The organism is Bacillus sp. AC266 (assembly GCF_979253805.1).
In genome coordinates this window covers 702,769-726,547 of the sequence record NZ_CEEDEC010000002.1, presented here as the reverse complement: position 1 = coordinate 726,547, position 23,779 = coordinate 702,769, and the positions used below count along the sequence as shown (strand labels likewise).

Sequence of the window (23,779 nt, the reverse complement as noted above, 5' to 3'; positions counted from 1 at the left end):
TCAGTGGGGATAAAGCCCCCACTGATTAAAGTTTCACTTTATTACTTCGTTACAATACCGTGTACTAAAGTTGGTGCATCTACGTGACCTTTAGCGATTTTCATGTTCTCATAAATTTTCGCTTTTACGTCTTCAACATTTTCGCGGTTTGCGTAAATTGTAACAAGAGAGTCACCTTTTTTCACGCTATCGCCTACTTTTTTGCGAAGCATTAGACCAACTGCTAAATCAATTTCAGATTCTTTCGTTGCACGCCCTGCTCCTAAAAGCATTGCTGCTGTTCCGATTTCATCTGCAACGATTTCCGATACGTAACCGTCTTCTTTCGCTTCCACTTCAATTTTAAATTGTGCTTGTGGCAATTTAGAAGGATCATCAACAACAGATGCATCGCCGCCTTGCGCGGATAAGAACGTTTTAAATGATTCTAGCGCTTTACCATTGTTCATTACTTCAATTAACTTTTCACGTGCATCTTCTAAAGATGAAGCTTGTCCAGCAAGGTACACCATCTGACTTCCAAGTGTTAAACATAACTCTTCTAAATCTTTCGGTCCCTTACCTTGTAATGTATCAATTGCTTCTTGTACTTCTAATGCATTACCAATTGCTTCACCAAGCGGCTGACTCATATCAGAAATAACCGCCATCGTATTACGACCAACGTTATTACCGATGCGTACCATTGCTTCTGCTAAACGCTTTGCATCTTCATCCGTTTTCATAAACGCGCCTGCTCCAGTTTTTACATCAAGAACAATTGCATCTGCACCAGCAGCAATTTTCTTACTCATAATTGAGCTAGCGATAAGAGGAATTGAATTTACTGTTGCAGTTACATCACGAAGCGCATATAACTTTTTATCAGCAGGTGTTAAGTTTCCACTTTGACCAATAACAGCGATTTTATTTTCATTTACAAGACGCATGAATTCATCATTTTCAATTTCCACATGGAATCCTGGTACTGCTTCTAATTTATCAATTGTACCACCCGTATGTCCTAGACCTCGTCCAGACATTTTCGCAACTGGTACACCTAAAGCAGCTACTAATGGACCTAATACAAGTGTCGTTGTATCACCAACTCCACCCGTTGAATGCTTATCTACTTTTACCCCTTCAATGGCTGATAAGTCAATTGTATCACCGCTATTTACCATTGCCATCGTTAAATCTGCACGTTCTTGATCATTCATATCTTGGAAGAAAATTGCCATTGCAAGTGAACTCATTTGATAATCTGGAATACTACCATTTGTGTATCCTTCAACGATAAAGTTAATTTCTTCTGTCGTTAATGCATGTCCATCACGTTTTTTTGCAATTAGGTCCACCATTCTCATTGTGAAGTCACCCCTTCATTTGTTTTACAATTGCTTTTACTAATGCTAAGAAATTAGCTTTAACACGTTCTGTCGTTTCAATTACTTCATCGTGGTGAAGTGGTTGATCTAAAATACCAGCTGCCATATTTGAAATACAAGAAATACCTAGTACTTTCATACCTGCATGACGAGCTACAATTACTTCCGGTACTGTTGACATACCAACTGCATCTCCGCCAAGTGTACGAAGCATACGAATTTCAGCAGGTGTTTCATATACAGGACCTGTCATTCCAACATATACACCTTCTTGTACTTTAATATTTAGATCTGCTGCAACTTGTTTCGCCATTTCGCGAAGTTCTGGCGTATATGATGTAGACATATCAGGGAAACGTACACCCATTTCAGAATCATTTGGTCCGATTAATGGGTTCGTACCCATGAAGTTAATATGGTCTGAAATTAACATAAGATCGCCTGGTTCAAATGATGTATTTACACCACCAGCTGCGTTCGTTACAACAACTGTTTCTACACCTAGTTCTTTCATAACACGAACTGGGAATGTTACTTTTTGCATATCGTATCCTTCGTAGAAATGGAAACGTCCTTGCATTGCTACTACTGTTAAACCTTGAAGTGTACCGAATACAAGTTGACCTGCATGTCCTTCTACAGTTGAAACTGGGAATTCAGGGATTTCACTGTATGGTACTGTTACTGCGTTCTCGATTTCATCTGCTAATACACCTAGTCCAGATCCAAGGATTAGTCCTACTTGTGGTGTCTCTTGAAATTTCTCTTTTAAGTATGAAGCTGATTTTGTAATTAGTTCACGATTCATCTGTTTATCCCCCTATTTCTTTAGCTCGTTTAAGAAGCTTGTTCCATGTTCTGGCATTTTAACATTAAAGTTTTCTGCTACAGTTGCACCAATATCAGCAAATGTTTGACGAAGTGATAACTCTTGTCCGCCTTCTTTCATGCTTGGGCTATATGCTAATAACGGTACATATTCACGTGTATGATCAGTACCAGGATGTACTGGATCATTACCATGGTCTGCTGTAATTAATAATAGATCATCTTCTTTTAGTTTTTCGAATACTTCTGGAAGACGTGCGTCATATTCTTGCAATGCTTCTCCGTACCCTTGTGGGTCACGACGATGACCAAATAAGGCATCAAAGTCAACTAAGTTTAAGAAGCTAATACCTGTAAAGTCCATATTTAATGTATCTACAAGCTTGTCCATTCCATCCATATTTGATTTCGTACGAAGTGATTCAGTTACACCTTCTCCATCATAAATGTCAGCAATTTTACCAATAGCAATTACATCATAATCGCTATCTTTAAGTTCATTCATTACTGTGCGACCAAATGGTTTTAACGCATAGTCATGACGATTTGGTGTACGTGTGAAGTTTCCTGGCTCTCCAACGAACGGACGAGCAATAACACGCCCTACCATGTACTTCTCATCTAATGTTAATTCACGTGCGATTTTACAAATTTTATATAGCTCTTCAAGTGGTACTACTTCTTCATGAGCTGCGATCTGTAATACACTATCAGCAGAAGTGTAAACAATTAAAGAACCTGTTTCCATTTGTTCTTGACCAAGCTCAACAAGTACCTCTGTTCCAGAAGCTGGTTTATTACCGATAATTTTACGACCTGTCTTTTCTTCTAATTCATCAAGTAATTCTTTCGGGAATCCTTCAGGAAACACTTGGAATGGTGTATCAATGTAAAGGCCCATGATTTCCCAGTGACCTGTCATTGTATCTTTACCTGTAGATTTCTCTTGCATTTTTGTATAATATCCAAGCGGTTTCTCTACTTTAGAGATTCCTTTCATTTCACGAATATTACCAAGGCCTAATTTCACCATGTTTGGCATGTGTAATCCATTCATATGTTCAGCGATATGACCAATTGTATCAGAACCTAAATCACCAAACTGCTCAGCATCTGGTGCTTCACCGATTCCCACAGAGTCCATTACGACTAGGAAAATACGTTTATATTTATTCATAACTGCAACCTCCTATATGTTCAGTTCTACTTCTTGTAGTATGTTCAAAACGCTATAAAGTGAAACTGTTATCAATGGGAATTATCTTTCGTCCTCATTATTAAACAGTACTGCTTTAAATCATTCTCTAACTTTTTCGTTTTACTTTCAAACGAATAAAAAACATTTCTAGGTTTTTCCAAGTCAGATGTCAGACATCTGATATTGATATCATAACATGTTTACGCTTTCTTTTTAATACATTTTCGTAGAATTCCTCATTTTCTTTACCCTTCTATTGTAATCCATTCTGCAAAGAAGTGCTAATCATTTTATAACATATTTCCTAATATAAAAATAAAAAGCAGCTCTAAAGAGCTACTTTTTATTTTACTTCTACTGTTTCTTCTTTATGTTCATGTAGTTCACCTTTTTTAACATGAACTTTCACTTTGTAAGCACCGTTTTCTTTGAAAGTATGTTTCGTTTCATACTCTCCTTTATTTCCTTCTTTCGCCGGAATAAATTCGTGCTTTTCAACACCATCTTTCCAAATCTCAAGTTGTACTTCAGCACCAGTTAACGCTTCTTCTTTTTGCTTCAAATGAACTTTCATTGTTGATTCAGCATTTGCTTTAATATCACCAGCCATAAGATGTATCATCGTATCACTTTTATGATCCCCATGACCTTCTTCTTTTTTCGCATCTTCTACTTTTGCATTTCCTACAGCGACTTTTGTTTCTGGCATAACATGCATTTCACGTGCATTTGTATGAGGAATAATATGATATACTCCATCAGTTTCAAATGTTTTCTCTACTGCATAAACACCTTTTCCTTTATGCTTACCATCTAACATCTCGTGTTTCTCGTCGCCATCTTTCCAAATCTCAAACTTTACATCATCAGCATCCGTTACTCTTTCTTTTCCTTGTGTAACAAGTGCTTGTACTTCTGTTTTTTCACCAGGTTTAATTTCTTTCGGATTCGTTTGAACCGCTACTTTTATAGCTTCCAGTTTCTGTTCTTTTTTCGGTTCTTCTTTGTTTGTATTACAGCCAGCCAATGCTAGCATCGCGATAAATAAAGTCATAATAAGTTTTTTCATCATCATTTCCTCCTTCATACCTTATTTAGTATAGAGGAAATACATTGTAATATTCTAGTCTTCTGCTGAAAACAATGTACGAAATGTTTGTGAAGTTTTTGTGAAGTACTATAGCCTTTTGAATCTATGAAAAAAAGAGCATAGTAACTATGCTCTCGGATGAAACTGTTTATATACATCTTTTAATCTAGCTTTTGAAACATGCGTATAAATTTGCGTCGTTGAAATATCTGCATGTCCAAGCATTTCTTGCACAGCACGTAAGTCTGCCCCATTTTCTAATAGATGCGTAGCAAAAGAGTGACGCAACGTATGCGGTGTAAGCTCTTTTGCAATATTCGCTTCTTTCGCTAGCCGTTTTAAAATTTTCCAAAATCCCTGTCTCGATAATCGATTACCATGATGGTTTAAAAAGAGCGCATCTACTGCTTTTTTACCCATCAATTCTCTTCTTCCTTTTTCAATATACTTTTGAATCGCTTCTGTCGCTAAGCTTCCTAGTGGAATAATTCTTTCTTTGTTCCCTTTCCCGATACAGCGAACAAATCCCATCGTTAAGTGCACATCTTCTAAATTTAATGCAATTAATTCTGAAACACGAAGTCCTGTTGCATACAACAACTCTAACATTGCCTTATCACGAATCCCAAAAGCACTTGCCGTTTTCGGTGTTTGAAGCAATGCTTCCACTTCGTCGATTGATAATACTTTTGGTAATTTCCGTTCCCCTTGTGGCGTTTCAATATGTACCGATGGGTCATGCTCCACTGCTCGTTCACGAAGTAAAAATTGATGAAACGAACGAATCGATGCAATATGACGCGCCAATGTTTTTGAAGATTTCCCGTTTTCTTTTAAATACTGCAAAAAGTTAACAATATGCAAGCGTGTCACTTCATGAAACGTCTTCGTTTGTTCTACATTTTGCAAATACTTCACATAGCTTTTTAAATCGCGTTCATAAGATACAACTGTATTTTTCGCTAAACCTTTTTCAACAATCATATAATGAATAAAATCTTTTAATTGATCTTCCAATCTACACTACTCCCCATTTTCATAGAAAAACATCATTCTATTTACGAAAGCATCCTTTTCCGGCTCCTCATTCCCTGATACTTTTTCTACAGTCTCTTCTTTTGGCTTTTCATAACGATGGTAACTTTCATATTCTTCATTTATCCATAGTATAGCGAAATAAAACAAAATCGTACAACTTGTAAATAATAAAAATACTTTTATCCCATCAAAAGTTAATTTTAAAGCTCGGCGCATTGTAAATTCCTCCAAAATATAAGTTATTACAACATATGCCAAGCTTTCACCAATTTATACCTTATTCAAATAAAAAACCTCTTCCTAGTTAAATAGGAAAAGGTTATTTTTCATCCGTTTCATTTTCTTGACAATTTTTACAAATCCCATGGAATGTTAAACGATGATCTTTCACCTTAAAGCTCCAGTCTCGTTCCACTTTATTCTCCACTTCACCAAGTAAATCTTCTTGTATTTCTTGTACAGCACCGCATTGTGTACAGATTAAATGATGATGGAAACGCTGTGCACCTTCTTGGCGTAAGTCATAACGCGAAACACCGTCTCCAAAGTTAATTTTATCGACAACTTTCAACTCAGACAATAACTCTAAAGTTCGATAAACGGTTGCTAATCCGATCTCTGGCGACTTTTCTTTTACAAGGAGGTATACATCTTCTGCGCTTAAATGATCTTCTTCATTTTCTAGCAGCACACGAACTGTTGCTTCACGTTGTGGTGTCAATTTATAGCTCGCTGCATGTAATTGCTTCTTAATTCGTTCAATTCTTTCTTCCATTCGGTACTACTCCCTCCTCGCCACTCTTACACCATTATATCAGAAGAAGGGCTCCTGTCAAAAGAAAAACAATAAAAACAAATTGATAATTATTCTCAAAAAACATTTATTGTTTGTTAATAGCCTCCACAACTTCTTTCATTAAAACTGGTGATGCATACACTTCGACACTGGAAGCAATAGCTAATACCGCTCCAATCACGAGAAAAAAGCATGTATAGCGAATTAATAACGGTAATAGTGGCTCAGTTATTTTCCGAATAAATTGATGCCTAATCATGCGTAAGGAAAAGCTTGCAGCAATTGTTGTCATTACGAGAAATACAGGAATTATAATTAAATTTTGTGGCAATACAGATACAAATGCTAATAATAGTCCATTCCATCCGTGCTGACTTACTAAAAAACCTACTGTAAATCCAACAACTACCCCTTTTAAAAATAGTAAGATAAAAATGAGCGGCAACCCAATAATTGAAATCCCCAAAATCCAAATAAAGCCGATATATTTTAATTGCGAAAAGTAACTTTCTCGAAACATTTCGCCTGCGACAGCAAATTCTCCTTTAGAAACTTGTCCAAAAAAACGCTGTAAATAAAATGATAAATCTTGCTTTTGGTTTATTTGTAAACTATTCACAAGAATCGCTCCAAATATTACTCCCATCAGTAATAAAACCGCATTAAATATATATAGTGAAGAATTTTCCTGTATGTGAGACATTACACGGTCTTGCCACGTTTTTCGCCACATTTTCCTTCCCTCCGTTCACACTCTTACTAAAAATGTATGAAAGAAAGAAAAAAAGTATGACGAATTAGCATTGAAATTCCGCTCTACTTTGCTAAACTAAAAAGTAGAGAATAGGAGGGATTTCTCTTGAAACCATTATTATTAGATTTTCCAACATTATTTCAAACTGAGCGCTTGCAAGTACGTAAGCCGTTTCCAGGTGATGGAACAGAGGTATATGAAGCAATCCAAGCTTCGCTAGAAGACTTATTACCATGGATGCCAATTACAGCTGAAACAGAAGAACGTGCTGAAGAAATTGTTCGCGAAGCTCACGGACAGTTTTTACTTCGTGAAACACTTGATTTCCACTTATACGATAAAGTATCTGGTACATTCATCGGCGCTATTACGCTCAAGCCTGAAAACTGGGATATTCCAAAGTTTTCACTTCACTTTTGGCTACATAGCGCTTATACAAAGCATGGCTATATGACAGAAGCCATTAAAGGTGCGATTCAATTTGCATTTGATAAACTAGGTGCTAGAAGAATTGAAATTCGTACTGATGCAACAAATATAAACGCATGTAACTTAGCAGAACGTCTAGAATTTATTTTAGAAGGTACAATGGAAAATGATTTCCTAGCACCCGATGGCAGCTTACGCGATGCACGTGTATATGCAAAAATCAACTAAAAACACTCGCCTTAGGCGAGTGTTTATTTTTGTAATTGTAAATATTGTACTGCAAACATCGTCTTAGCATCATGTATACGAAGGTCTTTCATAAGATCAATCGCTTCTTCTAATGACGCTTCCATTAATTCCACAAATTCATCTTCATCTAAAGCTGCTTTATTTTCTTTTTGTTTTAATCCTGTCGCTTTATATACATATAAAATCTCATCTGCAAAACCAGGTGATGTATAGAAAGATGTAATAAGCTCCATATTTTCACATACATATCCTGTTTCTTCTTCTAATTCACGAACTGCTGTTACCTCTGGCTTTTCCCCCGGTTCTAACTTCCCAGCAGGAATTTCCACAATTGCCTTTTCGAGAGCTTTACGATACTGCTCAACGAGTACAATTTTCCCCTCATCAGTAATAGCAATAATAGCAACTGCCCCAGGGTGATTTACGATTTCACGTTTACTCATTTCTCCATTTGGTAATACTACATCATCAACACGAACTTTTATAACCCTACCATCAAAAATCGGTTCAGTTTTTACTGTTCTTTCTGCAAGATTACTCATACTACTTCATCTCCCTGTTCTATTTCCTAATCGTTCTTCATACATTTTACCACATTGAAAGGAGCGTGATAGAAATGAAAGTTTACATTTTACCAAATCGCGTCACTTTAGTCGGCAAAGCATGGCAAATTCGTCATAAGCTAAAACAATATGGAAAAGAGTATACAACTGTACAAGAGTGGATTACAGCAAATAAAAAGTAAACGTTTGTCAACCTCCTTCCCCTTTCGTACAATAAAGGTAAGGAGGTTGACCTATGAAAAAACGTCAATTAGGAAACTCAGATTTATATGTTACGGAAATTGGATTTGGCTGTATGTCTCTCGGTGCATCTGAGGCTGAAGCTATGCGTATTATCGATGAGGCAATCGATTTAGGAATTAATTTTTTTGATACAGCGGACTTATACGATTATGGATTAAATGAAGAATTTGTTGGAAAAGCTCTGAAAGGAAAACGCGACCAAATTGTTCTTACAACAAAGGTTGGAAATCGATGGACAGAAGAAAAAAATGGTTGGTCTTGGGATCCTTCTAAAGCTTATATAAAGACCGAAGTAAAAGAGAGTTTACGTAGACTTCAAACAGATTATATTGATTTATATCAACTGCATGGCGGGACGATTGAAGATCCTATAGATGAAACAGTTGAAGCCTTTGAAGAATTAAAAAAAGAAGGGATTATTCGTCATTATGGTATCTCTTCTATACGTCCAAATGTCATTCGTGAGTATGCAAAACGATCAAATATCGTTAGCATATTAATGGAATACAGCCTTTTAAATCGTCGCCCTGAAGAATGGTTCCCGTTTCTTAATGAACAGCAAATTAGCGTTATTGCTCGCGGACCACTTGCAAAAGGGATTTTAACTAACAATAATGCAAGAAAGATAGAAAGAGTAAAAGAAAAAGATTACCTCTCTTATTCTTACGATGAGTTATATTCGACACTCGCGAGTGTAAAAGAAATAATCGGAGAAAGCTCTTTAACAGGAACAGCTATTCAATATTGCTTACATAACGAAACTGTTGCAGCTGTTATACCTGGTGCAAGCTCTATTCAACAATTGCAAGAAAATATACAAGCTAGCCAACAGTTATCTTTAACAAAAGAAGAATATGTACAACTTCAAAAGATTGTTAAGTATGATTCATATGCTTTGCATCGCTAAAATATTGATACCGATAAAAGCAAAAGACTGCCCCCCAACACTAGGCGGCAGTCTTTTTTTATAACGTATCATATTTATCAGGATTCGTTCCTACATGTAAATTACGATTTAACGTATTAATTTGATCCATCTCTTCTTCAGTTAATGAGAAATCAAAAATAGTAAGGTTCTCTTTAATACGAGATGGCGTAACAGATTTAGGAATAGTCACAATCCCACTTTGAATATCCCATCTTAATATAACTTGTGCAGGTGACTTTTCATATTTTTTAGAAATAGCCTGAATAATTGGATGCTGGAATACTTCGCCGCCTCTCATTAAAGGACTCCATGCTTCCATTTGAATTTGCTCACCTTGACAGAAATCACGCAATTCAAATTGCGCTAACATCGGATGAAGTTCTACTTGGTTGACCATCGGCTTCACTTTACAATTTGGTAATAACAGTTCTAAATGATGTTTATGAAAATTAGAAACACCAATCGCGCGCACTTTACCTTCTTCATATAGCTTTTCTAAAGCACGGTACGTATCAACATACTTCCCTCTTATCGGCCAATGGATTAAATATAAATCTACATACTCCATTTGTAATTTCTTTAAACTTTTTTCAAACGCCTCGAGCGTCTCCTCGTACCCTTGATCGTCGTTCCAAACTTTTGTTGTAATAAACAAGTCTTCTCGCGGGATTCCAGATTCACGAACCGCTTCTCCGACACCGCTTTCATTTTCATATACAGTTGCTGTATCAATCGAACGGTATCCAACTTCTAACGCTGTTTTTACTGCTTGTTTAACTTCGTCGCCTTCTTTCGCTTTATAAACGCCTAGACCAATCATCGGCATTTTCACACCATTATGAAGTGTAGTTGTTGGAATATGCACAGTCTTTCTCCCTTTCATTGTTACATTTTTATAAACCACAACTTTATTTCAACAAGATTCATCCAAAAAGTCAAAACATACGTACAGTTTACATAATACTTTTATACACATTTAAAAAAATAAAGTGAACTCAGTCATTCACTTTATTTCCTTTCCATTCTTTCGCTTTTTCATCAACATTACGTATAAATTCATTTTTTCCTTCTGTATACAACGTGCCATCATATGTATATTTTTCAGCTAGTTCTTTCTTTAAAGTCGCATACGCTTCTGCTTCTTCACAATGAGCCATCATATAATCACGAAATGCTAAATGCCTTACTATCTCAGGATTTCCTTTTTCAAATACGTGTAAGTGATACGAGCGTTTTTCCTCAGTCCCATGAATAAAATAACGACGTCTTGAAATACCATTTTCCCCTTTTACGATGTAACCAAGCTCTTTAAAACGTTCATTCCAATGATCTACTCTGTCGATACTCTCTACTTCCATAATCATATCTATAATTGGTTTAGCTGCCAGTCCTGGCACTGACGTACTTCCAATATGATGGACTTTCACCATTTCTGGCATCGCCGATTTTAATCTTTCGGCTTCCATTTGGAATTTCTCACTCCAATGATTTTCATACGGAACGACTACAATTTCCCTCATTCTAACTCCCCTTTTCTTACAAACTCGTCAAAAAAATGATCAGCGGCATTTCACTGACCATCTTTTTATTATTTAAAGTCTTTCCAAGTAAGGCTACTTTCACTTAACAGTTCTTCAAATGATTTATTCTTTTCACGTTCTTTTTGTTCCTTACGCTTTCTTTCTTGTTCTGCTGCCTCTTTTTTCTCTTCTCTCACTTGCAACTCTTTTTTCTTATTCTTTAATTGTTGCATTAACGAATCGTTCAATTGATCACCTAGTGTAAGTGATTCTTTCTCTGGTTGATTCATTTGAGAGTGTCTTTGTGTTTGTCTTTGCTTCTTTTTCTTCATACTATTCACCTTTTACTTTTTTCTCCATTATAGAGGATACACGGCGAAATCGACAATAAAAAAGGTTCCCTACTCTATTATTTATCTTTTGTAAATATGTTAATTTTTCGAAAAAACTAAATTTTTATATGGATATAATCCTAGTAATCTATTAAAATTATGTCGTATGATGTCAGATTATAAAAAAAGGAGAAATTAATTATGTGGAAAAAAATTATTCCTGCTGTTGCTGTTTTAAGTACTATTACTTTTTCAAGCGTATTCGCCGCTCCTCCATCTCAGACTCCTGCCGAACAAAACCGATACATAGACGTACAAATGCTTGGTATTAATGATTTACATGGTCAACTAGATACTGTAAAAAAAATTAACAATAAAGAAGCTGGTGGTGCTGATTACTTAGCTACTTATTTAAAAGAACGCAAAAAACAAAACCCTAATACACTTCTCGTACATGCTGGAGATATCGTCGGAGCTAGCCCACCAGTTTCTGCTTTATTACAGGACGAACCAACTATTGAATTTTTAAATGATTTAAAGTTTGATGTTGGTACAATTGGAAATCATGAATTTGATGAAGGCATTGATGAAATGCGACGTCTCATTTATGGTGGATATCATGAAAAAACAGGGAATTTCAAAGGAGCAAACTTCCCTTATGTCGCTGCAAACTTCTATAATAAATCAACTGGCCGCTTATTTTTACCACCATTTACTGTAAAAATGGTAGATGGAGTTCCTGTAGGATTCATCGGAGTTGTTACAACGGATACACCGAATGTCGTTATGCCAACTATGCTAAAGAATGTACAAATTACTGATGAAGTAGAAGCTATTAATAAATCTACTCAGCAATTAAAGCGTCTCGGTGTTAAATCTATCGTAGTCCTTGCACATGTTGGAGGTACAACTGATGACACTGGTGTAACAAACGGTGACCTTACTCGCATTGCAAATGAAACAGATCCCGAAGTTGATGTTATTTTCGGCGGACATAGTCATACGTACGTAAATGGTACTGTAAATAATAAACTTATCGTGCAAGCGAATTCTTACGGAATGGCTTTTTCGGACGTAGATGTAACAATTGATAGAAAAACAAAAGATATTGTGAAGAAAAAAGCTGAAGTTATTACAACGTACCATGAAGGTGTAGAGCCTGATAAACAAGTAAAACAAAAGTTAGATCAATATAAAGAAAAAATCGCACCTCTTGTAAATGAAGTAGTCGGAAAATCTACAGCACCTATCGACCGTAAACAAAACGATGCTGGTGAATCTACACTTGGAAATTTAGTTGCGGATGCCCAGCGCCAAACTATGCAAACACAAATCGCTCTTATGAATCCTGGTGGAATTCGTAATGATCTAGACGCTGGAGATATTACATGGGGCGAATTATACGGCATTCAGCCTTTCGGAAACCAATTAATTAAAGTAGATCTAACAGGTCAAGATATTCGTGATATATTAAATCAACAATGGCAAAAAGGAGCAACGAGAATGCTTCAAATTTCAGGTATTCAATACACTTGGGATGCAAATAAACCAAATAACGAAAAGGTTACGAATATCCGTTTAACAAATGGTGAAGAATTAGTTCCCTCTAAAACGTATAGCGTAGTTGCAAATGCTTTCCTAGCTTCTGGCGGTGATGGATTCGTATCCTTTAAAAATGGAAAAAATGCTGAAACTGGTCCAAACGATTTTGAAGCATTAGTCGATTATGTAAAACAAGTGACAGAACCAATTCAGCCGATTATTGATGGACGTATTCAAAAAAACAATTAAATACTATTCAAACTAGTGCGTGACACTCGAAAGAAGAAGCTCCTTTTATATGCAAGGAGCTTCTTCTTTTAGAGTCATACGTATTGTCATTCTTCTAGTGCAGTAAAGGATACGCACATAGCCCCTTGTTTCTTCGTAGTATATAGAAAACTATAATGGGAAGATTTGTATGTATTTCTATCAAACAATGACGATACATTGTATCGACGAAACGACAAATCAACAAGTGAAAGAAACATTTCGGAGCGCAGCAGCTGATGAACAAAATCATGCCGTTTGGTTCCTATATTACTTTTCGAAACAAAACAAAAAATGAAATAAAAGAAAGGATACACGCTCTTATATGGAACATAGTATCCTTTCTTTTATTTCTCTGGATACGTTTCATGATTAACATCATACCGTTGCAAAAATTCCTGTAGTGCTTCTTCTACAATTTTAGACTTTTGAATCCCTTTTGATTCCGATATAACATCTAGTCTTGCTAATACTTCTATATTAATCGAAAAGGTTCGTTTCTTTTTCTCTGTGCTCTTACTTATAATTTGAACACTTACTTCTTCTCTTTTTCTTAGCAATTCATAAATGCTTTGTAACTGTTCATAAATTAGTAATTGATAGTCTGTTTTTGCATATTGAAGGGCAGTAGCTTCTTGGATTTGCAAATGACGTGGCTCTTCACCATCACCTATAAAGATACGTTTTTTCTGCTCTCCATCATATTCATATCCAATCACCCTTAATTTCTTTGATAATGTATATGGGCTCATTTCAAGCCGTTTCGCTATAATAGCGATTGATTCGCGTCTATTTAAAGAATCAATAATTTCTCCAATCGTCATATTCTCCCTCCTCTCTTAATCGCCTAAACTTGAAATCAAACCAGTATGTTATGATACAATGATTTTCTAGTAGTATATGCAAAAGAAAGAGCCTGTGCGATTCATACCATTTAAGAAAAGGAGGTTTACATATGCTTTTTCGTAGCCATACCCCTCAGTTTTACAACGAAAAGAAGCAACTAATCCCTAACAGTATCGCTACGATAGAAAGCGTTATGATTAATGACCGGAAACAATCTCTCCTTATACGCGGCCAAAACGTGGACCAGCCTATTTTATTATGCTGTCACGGCGGCCCTGGTATGGCACAAATCGGCTTTATTCGCCATTTTCAAAAAGAGTTAGAAAAGCACTTTATCGTTATTAATTGGGATCAGCGAGGGGCAGGTAAATCCTTTTTATGGCGGGACATCCAAACAAATCTTACGATTGATCAATTTTTTTCAGATGCAAAAAAGGTTATTCAATATCTTCTCAAACGCTTTAATAAGCAAAAACTATTTCTCGCTGGTCATTCTTGGGGAAGTATTATCGGACTACAAATCGCTAATCAATGTCCCGAATATATAGAAGCATACATCGGCATCGGTCAAATCGTACATATGAAGCAAAATGAAGAATTACTATATCAACATTTAATTAGCTCTGCCAAAAAACATGACCATAAAAAGGCATTAGCTTCTCTTTTAAAATTAGGGAAACCACCCTTTTTAGATACGAGACGCCTCATTATTCAAAGAAAGTGGCTTGGTACATTTGGAGGAGCAATCCAAAATGGATCTTCCTTTTCTTTCATACGAAAAGGCTTCTTTTCTCCTGAATATACGCTATTAGATTGGTTCAAATTTCTCGCAGGAAATTTAAAATCCGGAGTTTTATGGGAAGAGATGCTGACAATCGATTTCTTTTCATCTATTTCAAGTTTATCTATTCCTGTTTATTTTTGTTCTGGTCGCTATGATTATCAAACTCCTTATGCACTCGTTCAACAATATTGCGATGTCATTCAAGCTCCTATTAAAAAGATGATTTGGTTTCCAAACTCGGCACATTCTCCAGATTTAGAAGAGCCTGAGTTATTCGCTAAATCTTTACAATCAATTAAACAAGAACTATCTTTTCAACATTAATAACAAAAGGCGCTTTTACATTTCATAGAAAACATTTTATAATGATATGTCGCAAGTATATGTCACTACAAACACTTGCTTGCCTTAACAGAATAAAAATTAGGGAGATTACATTTATTATGAACGCTGTACTCATCGCAGTAGCAGTCATGCTACTGCTTAGTTTGTTACGTGTCCAAGTCATTGTCGCCATTATCGTTGGAGCTTTAACAGGCGGACTTATCGGCGGACTCGGTATTTCAGAAACAATCAGTACTTTTACAGCCGGCCTTGGGAACAGTGCTCCTATCGCATTAAGCTACGCAATGCTCGGTGGATTTGCTATTTCCCTTTCAAAAACAGGACTTCCTGATGCAATGATCCAATCAGCTTTAAAATGGATCGGCAACGAACAAGACACGAAAAAACAAGTCTATTCTAAAATACTTATATTATTTATCATTTTAACAATGGCTTGTTTCTCACAAAATATTATCCCTGTTCATATCGCCTTCATCCCAATCTTAATTCCAGCACTTTTAAAAGTATTAAATGAGCTGAGGGTGGATCGTAGGCTTGTAACATGTCTTATTACATTTGGGTTAATTACCCCTTACATGTGGGTTCCAGCAGGGTTCGGAAAAATTTATCATGACGTATTGCAAACAAATGCTGCGCAAAGCGGTCTTACGTTTGATGTCGCACTTATTCCAAAAGCGATGACTATTCCAGCAATCGGTATGATTATCGGATTATGTGTAGCGGTTTTCATTACATACCGAAAACCACGTACATATGAAACAGAACAAATTCATTCTGCACAGAATGAAATCGTTCCCTATACGAAAAGAAGCATTACTTTGGGTTTATTATCAATACTCGCTACATTAACTGTGCAATTAGCAACAGAATCAATGATTTTTGGTGCTTTAGCAGGTATTATCGTCTTATCAGTTAGCGGTAGCCTCCCTCTTAAAGAAGCCGATGCTATTTTAACGAGTGGAATGCGTATGATGTCCTTTATCGGATTTGTTATGATTTCTGCCGCTGGATTTGGCGCTGTTCTTCGAAAAACTGGACATGTTGAATCTCTTGTGCAAACGAGTGCACATATAATCGGAAATAATAAACCGCTTGCTGCATTTCTTATGCTCATTATTGGACTTCTCGTTACGATGGGAATTGGCTCTTCCTTTTCAACCATCCCAATCTTAACAACAATTTTCGTACCATTATGCGTCCAGCTCGGATTTAGTCCCATGGCTACAATCGCAATTATCGGTACAGCTGGTGCACTTGGTGATGCAGGTTCTCCAGCATCTGATAGTACACTTGGACCAACGTCCGGTTTAAATGCTGATGGTCAGCACCATCATATATGGGATACATGTGTCCCAACATTTCTACACTATAATATACCGTTACTTATATTCGGCTTTATTGCCGCAATTACACTATAAAAGGTGCGTTTTAAAAACGCACCTTTTACTTTGTTGTTTCTCTCTCAATGCACCTAAATTCTGTTTCCACTTCTTCTTGTCGCACTTGTTTCTTCTTTATTTTTCCTATTAACTGTTGAAAAGCTATTTCCCCATTTTCTTCGATATAACTTCCAATCGTCGTTAATGATGGACTTATCCATTCACCCTCTACACTCCCGTTAAATCCAATGATTTGTAACTTACCTGGTATATGAATATTAAGAGTTTTCGCCGCCCTGATTAGCTCAATAGCGACCTTATCACTTGAAGCTACAACCCCATCTATGTATGGATGCTTTTGTAACAATTCAAGAAACTGTTGATTCGTATACCCTTGTACAATTTCCTCTCGATAAGAAAGTCCTTCTTTCCAAGCAGTATCTAGAAATCCTGCCACATGCTCTTCCATTTCTTCACTCTTTACTCCCTCACCGATATAAGCAAGAAACTGGCAGCCTTTCTCTTTTAATAAAGAAACAGCTTTCTGTCCACTTTCATAATAGCTCATAAGAGATTGTCGTTCTTCAAGCACAGCGAAAGGAAGTGAGATTTCTCCTATACTTCGAAAAACAGATTTCGTCATTATAACGCCTGCAATGTTATTTTGCTCCAACATATCTATGTATCTATTCTTATTTTCTATATTACAAACTATTACTTGATACCCTTCTTTGTATGCTATTTCCTCAACGAAACGGAGCAAAGTGATGTATGATGGATTATGCAAATTATCTACAAGTAATGCAATCACCGTTGAAGGCTGTTTAAATAAAGGCTTTGCTGTAGCATTCGGTCTATAATGTAATTCTTCAATTGCTTTTTTTACTTGTTTGACCGTATCTTCATGGACATATCCTTTTTCGTTAATGACTCTTGAAACGGTTGCGACTGAAACACCGGCCAATTTTGCAACATCACGTATAGTTGCCACATCGTCACCCCTTAATATGGTAATAGATTACAATTTTAAATTAAACCAAAATATAACATTCGTCAAGGTTATTGTTTTATATTTCTGAAAATTGTTACACAATTTCCACTCTACTCAGAAAATATACTCCAGCTGAATTTCATGTGAAATCGCGATATTATCATAACCAATAAACGGAATTTCTTTCTTTATTTTTCGTGCTTCCTTTACCGCATCAATATACAAGTCCGTCATCATGAAGTTACGTTTTTGATAAAAACGAAGTGCGTTCATATTATCATTCGTCGTAATAAGCCACAATTTTTTACATTCGTTCTCTTTTGCCACTCGCAATACACAATCCACCAGTTTTGTACCAAGCCCCTTCCCTTCCTCAAAACTATTTAACGATACAATTTCACACATGTTTTCTATCACTTTATATGTTACAATTCCCACTATTCTGTTATTTCTAAGTGCAATAAAACCAGGTAATTCTTCTAATTGATGTACTCTGCCTCGCGAGACCATCATTGAGCTTCCCCAGTTTTCACACATAAAATCCTGAATTACTTCTTTCATTTCTGGTGTGATTTTTTGTATATGAACCATACACGATTTCTCCCCTTTTCACATCATTGTGATACAATGTTAGTGTATCACATGTAGAGGTATTTGGAGGATGAGGTAAAGTATGAAACGTTTTTTTACAGCATTGTTTACTATACTAGGTGCACTAACTGCGATTGGGATTTTCTTTACAAATAAAGTTATGTACTTGAAGAAAAAAACAGAGGAAGAAGTTTTAGAACGCGAAACGAAAAAGCATTTTCATTTGGACGATTTTAAGGCTATTCAAAAAGAAGAGGTTCACATCCCTTCTCAATTCGGATACGAACTTCACGGATATTACATGCCAGCTGGTCATTCCAATAAATTTATGATTTTTTGCCACGGTGTGACTGTAAATAAAATGAATTCCGTTAAATATGCAAACTTATTTTTAAATAGAGGATATAACGTATTTATTTATGATCATCGCCGTCATGGTAAAACCGGTGGTAAAACAACAAGTTATGGCTATTATGAAAAACATGATTTAAAGTCAGTAGTTGACTGGCTAAAAGATCGTTTCGGAACGAATATTACACTCGGAATTCATGGTGAATCTATGGGCGCTGCAACTCTTCTTCAATATGCAGGATTTGTAGAAGATGGTGCTGATTTTTATATTGCTGATTGTCCTTTCTCTGATTTTTATGGACAGTTACAACATCGTTTGAAAGTTGAGTTTCATTTGCCAAAATGGCCTTTATTACCTTTAGCAAATGCCTTTTTAAAAGTTCGTGATGGCTATACAATTCGTGAAGTTTCACCAATTGATTGTATAAAAAATATTAACAATCCGGTTCTCTTTATTCATAGTAAAGATGATGACTATATTTTATCTGATATGACGAAATCACTTTATGAAGCGAAAGAAAATAATAAACAGCTTTATATTGCAGAACATGGTGCACACGCTTGCTCTTATAATGAAAATAAAGAAGAGTACGAAGATGCCATCGATCAATTTTTAAACACATATGTAAAAGAAACAAAAAACAGGCTTGCATAAGCCTGTTTTTTTACTGCGCTAAAATGTCTGTAACTTGTTCCATATTTTCAGAAATCCACTTTACTGCCTCGTCTAGCGTTGGGAATTCCGTCGTTTGAAAAGTTACCTCATCTTGAAGTAACCAAACATCTTTCGGTTCTTGTCCTACACCTGCGATTGACCAATGAAGTAAACTATATGGATGATTATCATTCAAAAATGATGCCCATGTGCGCTCATTTGCAATATTTTGTAGTGCGTGTAATTTTTTATCCATCTTTCGTCACCTTACTCTAGTCAGTTATACAAACTATTATAACACTCTCTTCTCTCTCAAACAAAGTGCTCTTTTTATATTGTCAAGTACTCTCCCTAATTATATGATGAGAGTAAGCGTTTGGAAAGGAGGGATAACGTTGGCAAAAGTACAAATTAAAGTGAATGATAATGGCTCTTTTCGCGTTACAGGGGACGTGGAATTAGTTGACTCACAAGGGAATGTATTCCCAGCAAAACCAGCATTTTCTTTATGTCGTTGTGGTTTATCAAAAAACATGCCTTATTGCGATGCTTCGCATAAAGGCAAATTCGAGTCTGTTGTTAGAGCACCAGAGGCAGAATAAATATTTAAAGAACATGCACATTTATTTGTGTATGTTTTTTCTTTTGATCAAAGCCTATACAGCCCTTCCCCTTTCCACATTTCTATTACTTTCGTCCCCATTCAAATCGGCATATATTTTCAAACAATTCTTCACATTCGAACATTTTTTACTATGCTTTTTTCTTTTTTGTGCTATAATGTGAGCAAACAACATCCTTCGGGGTCGGGTGAAATTCCCAACCGGCGGTGATGAAGCGATAGCTTCTAAGTCCGTGACCCGTTTTCAACGCGAAAACGGTGGATCTAGTGAAACTCTAGGGCCGACAGTATAGTCTGGATGGGAGAAGGATATGTTTTCTAGTAATTTTATATAGCGAATACACTTTTATTTCAGTATGCATATTTTTAAAGTTTCATTTTGAATCTTTATATATGTTTTATTTTGTATAGTTATGTTTCTATACTGAAATAAAAAGATACGACTAGCGTTGAAAGAATTTGATATTTTGCTAGGTTTTTTCCTTATGCCAAAATATCAGTCATCGTTAGGTTTCTTTCCTATACTTTCGTATTCGAACTATATTTCTAGAAATCACGTCTCCCAAACCCCAAGGATATAAAATCCTTGGGGTTTTTTGATTTTTTCAGGAGAGGTGAAAAGAATGACAGATCAAGAATATATGAGGATTGCCTTGCAGTTAGCACAAGGAACATCGGGACAAACAAGCCCAAATCCTATGGTTGGTGCCGTTGTTGTTAAAGATGGAAAAATTGTTGGAATGGGTGCCCACATGCGTGCTGGTGAAGAACATGCTGAAGTTCATGCTCTTCACATGGCTGGTGAAAGAGCAAAAGACGCTACCGTTTATGTAACACTTGAACCGTGTAGCCATTTTGGAAAAACACCCCCTTGCTGTGAATTACTCATTGAAAAAGGAGTTCAGCGTGTTGTAATTGCTACTCTTGATTGCAATCCACTCGTTTCCGGAAATGGAAAAAGGAGATTAGAAGAAGTTGGAATCGAGGTAACTACTGGTGTTCTTGAGGCGGAAGCCACTTTATTAAATCGATACTTTTTTCACTATATGAAAACGAAACGTCCCTTTGTAACAATAAAAACAGCAATGAGCTTAGATGGAAAAACAGCAACTATAACCGGTGAAAGTAAGTGGATTACAGGCGAAGAAGCACGCGCTGACGTTCACCAATATCGTCATATACATGATGCTATTCTAGTCGGTGTGAATACAGTTCTAACTGATAATCCACACTTAACAACACGAATTCCAAACGGAGGTAAACATCCTATACGCGTTATTTTAGATACCCACTTACGAACGCCGCCATCTTCTCATGTCATAACAGATGGCTTAACTCCGACATGGATTATTGTCGGTAAGGATGTAAACAAAGAGAAAATAGCGTCTTATAAATCTAACAATATAGCTGTATTCCAAATGAAAACACAGCAAATTGAAATACAAGATGTCCTATCCCTGCTCGGTGAGAAACAAATTCTTTCTCTGTTCGTTGAAGGTGGTCAAACGGTGCATGCAAACTTCTTAAAAACAAATAGTTTTAATGAAATCGTGACCTATATAAGCCCGAAATTAATTGGTGGAAAAGATGCACCCACCTTATTTGGCGGAGCTGGTTTTTCGAAGTTACAAGATGCACTTTCCTTAACAATTCAAGAGATGAAACAAATCGGTAATGATATAAAAATTGTTGCAACCTTAAAAAGCGAGGTGACGGAATGTTTACAGGAATCGTAGAAGAGTTAGGAACGATATCAAGCATGACTCAAAGTGATGAAGCAATGAAGCTAACTATTAGCGCAAAGCAAATTTTATCGGATGTCAAATTAGGTGATAGTATCGCAGTTAACGGCATTTGCTTAACAGTAACTACTTTTACGACTACTTCATTCACTGTCGACGCAATGCCTGAAACAATGAAAGCAACATCACTTCGTATGCTAAAGCCAAGTGCCAAGGTGAATTTAGAGCGGGCGATGGCTGCAAACGGACGATTCGGTGGACATTTCGTCACCGGACATATCGATGGCATCGGTACGATTTTAACTAAAAAACAACATTACAATGCCATCTATTACAAAATAGCAATTTCTGATGAATTACTACGCTATTGTTTGCATAAAGGATCCGTTGCTGTTGATGGCACTAGCTTAACAATATTTGATATAGACGAATCTTCAATTACAATTTCACTCATCCCGCACACAGTAAGCGAGTCTATAATCGGAGAAAAAAAAGCCGGGGACATCGTAAACATTGAGTGTGACATGATTGGAAAATATATTGAACGCTTTATTTCAAAGCCAGTAAAAAGAACAGGGTCAATGACCGAAAACTTTTTACAAGAAAACGGATTTCTATAAGGGGGAAGCACAATGTTTCATCGTATTGAAGAAGCTCTAGAAGATTTAAAACAAGGAAAAGTCGTTATCGTATGTGATGATGAAAACCGAGAAAATGAAGGCGATTTTATTGCTTTAGCAGAGTACATTACACCAGAAACGATTAATTTTATGATTACACACGGTCGTGGTCTCGTTTGTGTACCGATTACGGAGGAGTACGCAGAACGTCTACAGTTAGAACCAATGGTATCTCATAATACAGATTCACATCACACTGCGTTTACAGTCAGCATTGATCATGTTTCTACAACAACAGGGATTAGTGCTCATGAACGTGCAACTACGATACAAGAATTGTTAAACCCTGCATCAAAAGGCTCTGATTTCAATCGCCCTGGACATATCTTTCCATTAATTGCGAAAGAAGGCGGTGTACTGCGCCGTGCTGGTCATACAGAAGCCGCTGTCGATTTAGCCAAACTTTGCGGAGCAGAACCAGCTGGAGTCATTTGCGAAATTATAAATGAGGACGGTACGATGGCACGTGTACCTGATTTACTAGAGTGCGCAAGACAATTTGATATAAAAATGATTACAATAGAAGATTTAATTGCTTATCGCCGCCATCACGAAACACTTGTGACAAGAGAAGTGGAAATTACATTACCTACAGATTTCGGTACTTTCCATGCAATTGGCTATTCTAACTCATTAGATATGAAAGAACATATCGCGCTCGTAAAAGGTGATATTTCAACAGGCGAACCTGTACTTGTACGCGTTCATTCAGAATGCTTAACAGGAGATGTATTTGGTTCGTGCCGCTGTGATTGCGGACCACAGCTACATGCTGCACTTGCTCAAATTGAGCGTGAAGGAAAAGGTGTTCTTCTCTATATGAGACAAGAAGGACGAGGAATTGGCCTTCTGAATAAGCTTCGCGCTTATAAGTTACAAGAAGAAGGGTTAGATACTGTAGAAGCAAATGAAAAACTTGGGTTCCCAGCTGATCTTCGTGATTACGGTATTGGCGCTCAAATTTTAAAAGATTTAGGCTTACAAAGTTTACGATTATTAACGAATAATCCACGAAAAATTGCTGGCTTACAAGGTTACGATTTAGAAGTAACCGAGCGTGTACCGTTGCAAATGCCAACAAAAAAAGAAAATAAAACGTATTTACAAACGAAAGCAAGCAAATTAGGACATTTACTAAACTTATAATTAAGGGAGAGATACATTATGGTATTCGAAGGTCATTTAGTTGGTACAGGATTAAAAGTTGGGGTTGTTGTTGGACGTTTTAATGAGTTTATTACAAGTAAGTTACTTGGCGGAGCTTTAGATGGATTAAAGCGTCACGGTGTAGAAGAGAATGATATTGATGTTGCATGGGTTCCTGGTGCATTTGAAATTCCTTTAATCGCTAAAAAGATGGCCAATAGCGGAAAATATGATGCTGTTATTACATTAGGTACAGTAATTCGCGGTGCTACAACACATTACGATTACGTTTGTAATGAAGTAGCAAAAGGTGTTGCGTCTTTATCACTACAAACGGACATTCCAGTTATTTTCGGTGTATTAACGACAGAAACAATTGAACAAGCGATTGAACGTGCGGGTACAAAAGCTGGTAATAAAGGATATGAATCGGCAGTTGCTGCGATCGAAATGGCTCATTTATCAAAACAATGGGCTTAAAAAAGAGGCTACGGCCTCTTTTT

The 23,779-nt window shown here is 36.5% G+C and carries 29 protein-coding genes and 1 riboswitch; of the genes, 13 read left to right on the top strand and 16 right to left on the bottom strand.

The genetic code is table 11. The annotated features are described in order from the left end of the window. Positions 1 to 41: 41 nt before the first annotated feature. The 8 genes from AC0IXC_RS11390 to spoIIM all read right to left on the bottom strand — a co-directional run bounded on the left by AC0IXC_RS11390 (position 42) and on the right by spoIIM (position 7,050). Positions 42 to 1,346, bottom strand: coding sequence for a pyrimidine-nucleoside phosphorylase (locus AC0IXC_RS11390; protein WP_044442729.1), 1,305 nt, complete (start codon positions 1,344 to 1,346; stop codon positions 42 to 44). Between the two features lie 7 nt (positions 1,347 to 1,353). Next, positions 1,354 to 2,175 (bottom strand): purine-nucleoside phosphorylase, encoded by an 822-nt coding sequence (locus tag AC0IXC_RS11385; protein ID WP_471652908.1) that lies wholly within the window; start codon positions 2,173 to 2,175, stop codon positions 1,354 to 1,356. Positions 2,176 to 2,187: 12 nt separating this feature from the next. Further along, positions 2,188 to 3,372 (bottom strand): phosphopentomutase, encoded by a 1,185-nt coding sequence (deoB, locus tag AC0IXC_RS11380; protein ID WP_002014935.1) that lies wholly within the window; start codon positions 3,370 to 3,372, stop codon positions 2,188 to 2,190. 364 nt (positions 3,373 to 3,736) lie between these two features. Next, the gene (locus AC0IXC_RS11375) at positions 3,737 to 4,465 is read right to left on the bottom strand and encodes a FixH family protein (RefSeq protein WP_002088470.1); all 729 of its coding nucleotides are present in this window, start codon (positions 4,463 to 4,465) and stop codon (positions 3,737 to 3,739) included. A 144-nt stretch (positions 4,466 to 4,609) separates the two neighbouring features. Beyond that, positions 4,610 to 5,500 carry a site-specific tyrosine recombinase XerD gene (xerD, locus tag AC0IXC_RS11370; RefSeq protein ID WP_002143042.1) on the bottom strand — a complete coding sequence of 297 codons (891 nt, stop codon included), beginning with the start codon at positions 5,498 to 5,500 and terminating at the stop codon, positions 4,610 to 4,612. Positions 5,501 to 5,506: 6 nt separating this feature from the next. Continuing rightward, on the bottom strand, positions 5,507 to 5,737 hold the full coding sequence (locus AC0IXC_RS11365) for a YqzK family protein (protein WP_215590150.1): 231 nt from the start codon (positions 5,735 to 5,737) through the stop codon (positions 5,507 to 5,509). Between the two features lie 103 nt (positions 5,738 to 5,840). Beyond that, positions 5,841 to 6,296 (bottom strand): ferric iron uptake transcriptional regulator, encoded by a 456-nt coding sequence (fur, locus tag AC0IXC_RS11360; protein ID WP_000392654.1) that lies wholly within the window; start codon positions 6,294 to 6,296, stop codon positions 5,841 to 5,843. Between the two features lie 106 nt (positions 6,297 to 6,402). Then, positions 6,403 to 7,050 (bottom strand): stage II sporulation protein M, encoded by a 648-nt coding sequence (gene spoIIM, locus AC0IXC_RS11355; protein ID WP_002014939.1) that lies wholly within the window; start codon positions 7,048 to 7,050, stop codon positions 6,403 to 6,405. A gap of 126 nt (positions 7,051 to 7,176) precedes the next feature. Between spoIIM and AC0IXC_RS11350 the strand changes: the two genes are divergently transcribed. Continuing rightward, positions 7,177 to 7,728 carry a GNAT family N-acetyltransferase gene (locus tag AC0IXC_RS11350; protein WP_002033881.1) on the top strand — a complete coding sequence of 184 codons (552 nt, stop codon included), beginning with the start codon at positions 7,177 to 7,179 and terminating at the stop codon, positions 7,726 to 7,728. Positions 7,729 to 7,751: 23 nt separating this feature from the next. Here AC0IXC_RS11350 and AC0IXC_RS11345 read toward each other — a convergent pair whose 3' ends face one another. Continuing rightward, complete coding sequence (locus tag AC0IXC_RS11345; RefSeq protein WP_088040095.1) at positions 7,752 to 8,291, bottom strand: NUDIX domain-containing protein; 540 nt, start codon at positions 8,289 to 8,291, stop codon at positions 7,752 to 7,754. 74 nt (positions 8,292 to 8,365) lie between these two features. On the opposite strand from AC0IXC_RS11345, the gene mciZ reads away from it, so the two are divergent. After that, positions 8,366 to 8,494: a Z-ring formation inhibitor MciZ gene (gene mciZ / locus AC0IXC_RS11340; RefSeq protein WP_000870295.1), complete on the top strand. Its 129-nt coding sequence runs from the start codon at positions 8,366 to 8,368 to the stop codon at positions 8,492 to 8,494. Between the two features lie 53 nt (positions 8,495 to 8,547). After that, positions 8,548 to 9,462, top strand: coding sequence for an aldo/keto reductase (locus AC0IXC_RS11335; protein ID WP_016096157.1), 915 nt, complete (start codon positions 8,548 to 8,550; stop codon positions 9,460 to 9,462). A gap of 58 nt (positions 9,463 to 9,520) precedes the next feature. On the opposite strand, the gene AC0IXC_RS11330 is transcribed toward AC0IXC_RS11335, so the two are convergent. The 3 genes from AC0IXC_RS11330 to AC0IXC_RS11320 all read right to left on the bottom strand — a co-directional run bounded on the left by AC0IXC_RS11330 (position 9,521) and on the right by AC0IXC_RS11320 (position 11,335). After that, entirely contained in the window at positions 9,521 to 10,348 is an 828-nt protein-coding gene (locus tag AC0IXC_RS11330) for an aldo/keto reductase (protein WP_002143047.1), read from the bottom strand. Between the two features lie 130 nt (positions 10,349 to 10,478). Next, a complete protein-coding gene (locus AC0IXC_RS11325; RefSeq protein WP_002143048.1) occupies positions 10,479 to 11,003 on the bottom strand; it encodes a GrpB family protein in 525 nt (174 codons plus the stop codon). 68 nt (positions 11,004 to 11,071) lie between these two features. Further along, positions 11,072 to 11,335, bottom strand: coding sequence for a YqkE family protein (locus tag AC0IXC_RS11320; protein WP_002014945.1), 264 nt, complete (start codon positions 11,333 to 11,335; stop codon positions 11,072 to 11,074). Between the two features lie 201 nt (positions 11,336 to 11,536). Between AC0IXC_RS11320 and AC0IXC_RS11315 the strand changes: the two genes are divergently transcribed. Together AC0IXC_RS11315 and AC0IXC_RS11310 are read left to right on the top strand one after the other, a co-directional pair. Beyond that, positions 11,537 to 13,126, top strand: coding sequence for a bifunctional metallophosphatase/5'-nucleotidase (locus tag AC0IXC_RS11315; RefSeq protein WP_016100659.1), 1,590 nt, complete (start codon positions 11,537 to 11,539; stop codon positions 13,124 to 13,126). 169 nt (positions 13,127 to 13,295) lie between these two features. Next, positions 13,296 to 13,442, top strand: coding sequence for a hypothetical protein (locus AC0IXC_RS11310; protein WP_002033873.1), 147 nt, complete (start codon positions 13,296 to 13,298; stop codon positions 13,440 to 13,442). Between the two features lie 49 nt (positions 13,443 to 13,491). Here the strand turns inward: AC0IXC_RS11310 and AC0IXC_RS11305 are convergent, their stop codons facing one another. After that, on the bottom strand, positions 13,492 to 13,968 hold the full coding sequence (locus AC0IXC_RS11305; RefSeq protein WP_002014948.1) for a ribbon-helix-helix domain-containing protein: 477 nt from the start codon (positions 13,966 to 13,968) through the stop codon (positions 13,492 to 13,494). A 131-nt stretch (positions 13,969 to 14,099) separates the two neighbouring features. Between AC0IXC_RS11305 and AC0IXC_RS11300 the strand changes: the two genes are divergently transcribed. Both AC0IXC_RS11300 and AC0IXC_RS11295 read left to right on the top strand, forming a co-directional pair. Continuing rightward, complete coding sequence (locus tag AC0IXC_RS11300; protein ID WP_215590151.1) at positions 14,100 to 15,098, top strand: alpha/beta fold hydrolase; 999 nt, start codon at positions 14,100 to 14,102, stop codon at positions 15,096 to 15,098. Between the two features lie 119 nt (positions 15,099 to 15,217). Beyond that, positions 15,218 to 16,537 (top strand): Na+/H+ antiporter family protein, encoded by a 1,320-nt coding sequence (locus AC0IXC_RS11295; RefSeq protein ID WP_002014950.1) that lies wholly within the window; start codon positions 15,218 to 15,220, stop codon positions 16,535 to 16,537. Between the two features lie 25 nt (positions 16,538 to 16,562). On the opposite strand, the gene AC0IXC_RS11290 is transcribed toward AC0IXC_RS11295, so the two are convergent. Continuing rightward, on the bottom strand, positions 16,563 to 17,489 hold the full coding sequence (locus tag AC0IXC_RS11290) for a LacI family DNA-binding transcriptional regulator (RefSeq protein ID WP_002143052.1): 927 nt from the start codon (positions 17,487 to 17,489) through the stop codon (positions 16,563 to 16,565). A 114-nt stretch (positions 17,490 to 17,603) separates the two neighbouring features. Further along, positions 17,604 to 18,080 (bottom strand): GNAT family N-acetyltransferase, encoded by a 477-nt coding sequence (locus AC0IXC_RS11285; RefSeq protein ID WP_471652907.1) that lies wholly within the window; start codon positions 18,078 to 18,080, stop codon positions 17,604 to 17,606. A gap of 82 nt (positions 18,081 to 18,162) precedes the next feature. Here AC0IXC_RS11285 and AC0IXC_RS11280 point away from each other — a divergent pair, with 82 nt between their 5' ends. After that, positions 18,163 to 19,086 carry an alpha/beta hydrolase gene (locus tag AC0IXC_RS11280; protein WP_002033868.1) on the top strand — a complete coding sequence of 308 codons (924 nt, stop codon included), beginning with the start codon at positions 18,163 to 18,165 and terminating at the stop codon, positions 19,084 to 19,086. A 10-nt stretch (positions 19,087 to 19,096) separates the two neighbouring features. Here AC0IXC_RS11280 and AC0IXC_RS11275 read toward each other — a convergent pair whose 3' ends face one another. Next, positions 19,097 to 19,342, bottom strand: coding sequence for a DUF2552 family protein (locus AC0IXC_RS11275; protein ID WP_471652906.1), 246 nt, complete (start codon positions 19,340 to 19,342; stop codon positions 19,097 to 19,099). Between the two features lie 139 nt (positions 19,343 to 19,481). On the opposite strand from AC0IXC_RS11275, the gene AC0IXC_RS11270 reads away from it, so the two are divergent. The 5 genes from AC0IXC_RS11270 to ribH all read left to right on the top strand — a co-directional run bounded on the left by AC0IXC_RS11270 (position 19,482) and on the right by ribH (position 23,756). Continuing rightward, positions 19,482 to 19,688: a CDGSH iron-sulfur domain-containing protein gene (locus AC0IXC_RS11270; RefSeq protein WP_001151582.1), complete on the top strand. Its 207-nt coding sequence runs from the start codon at positions 19,482 to 19,484 to the stop codon at positions 19,686 to 19,688. Between the two features lie 190 nt (positions 19,689 to 19,878). Then, a riboswitch (FMN riboswitch) is annotated at positions 19,879 to 20,022 on the top strand. A gap of 309 nt (positions 20,023 to 20,331) precedes the next feature. After that, positions 20,332 to 21,444: a bifunctional diaminohydroxyphosphoribosylaminopyrimidine deaminase/5-amino-6-(5-phosphoribosylamino)uracil reductase RibD gene (gene ribD / locus AC0IXC_RS11265; RefSeq protein ID WP_471652905.1), complete on the top strand. Its 1,113-nt coding sequence runs from the start codon at positions 20,332 to 20,334 to the stop codon at positions 21,442 to 21,444. Continuing rightward, positions 21,426 to 22,070 carry a riboflavin synthase gene (gene ribE, locus AC0IXC_RS11260; protein ID WP_471652904.1) on the top strand — a complete coding sequence of 215 codons (645 nt, stop codon included), beginning with the start codon at positions 21,426 to 21,428 and terminating at the stop codon, positions 22,068 to 22,070. Before ribD ends, ribE begins: the two co-directional genes overlap by 19 nt. A 12-nt stretch (positions 22,071 to 22,082) precedes the next feature. Next, positions 22,083 to 23,276: a bifunctional 3,4-dihydroxy-2-butanone 4-phosphate synthase/GTP cyclohydrolase II gene (gene ribBA, locus AC0IXC_RS11255; RefSeq protein WP_341087470.1), complete on the top strand. Its 1,194-nt coding sequence runs from the start codon at positions 22,083 to 22,085 to the stop codon at positions 23,274 to 23,276. Between the two features lie 18 nt (positions 23,277 to 23,294). Continuing rightward, entirely contained in the window at positions 23,295 to 23,756 is a 462-nt protein-coding gene (gene ribH / locus AC0IXC_RS11250) for a 6,7-dimethyl-8-ribityllumazine synthase (RefSeq protein ID WP_000230892.1), read from the top strand. Positions 23,757 to 23,779 lie beyond the last annotated feature (23 nt).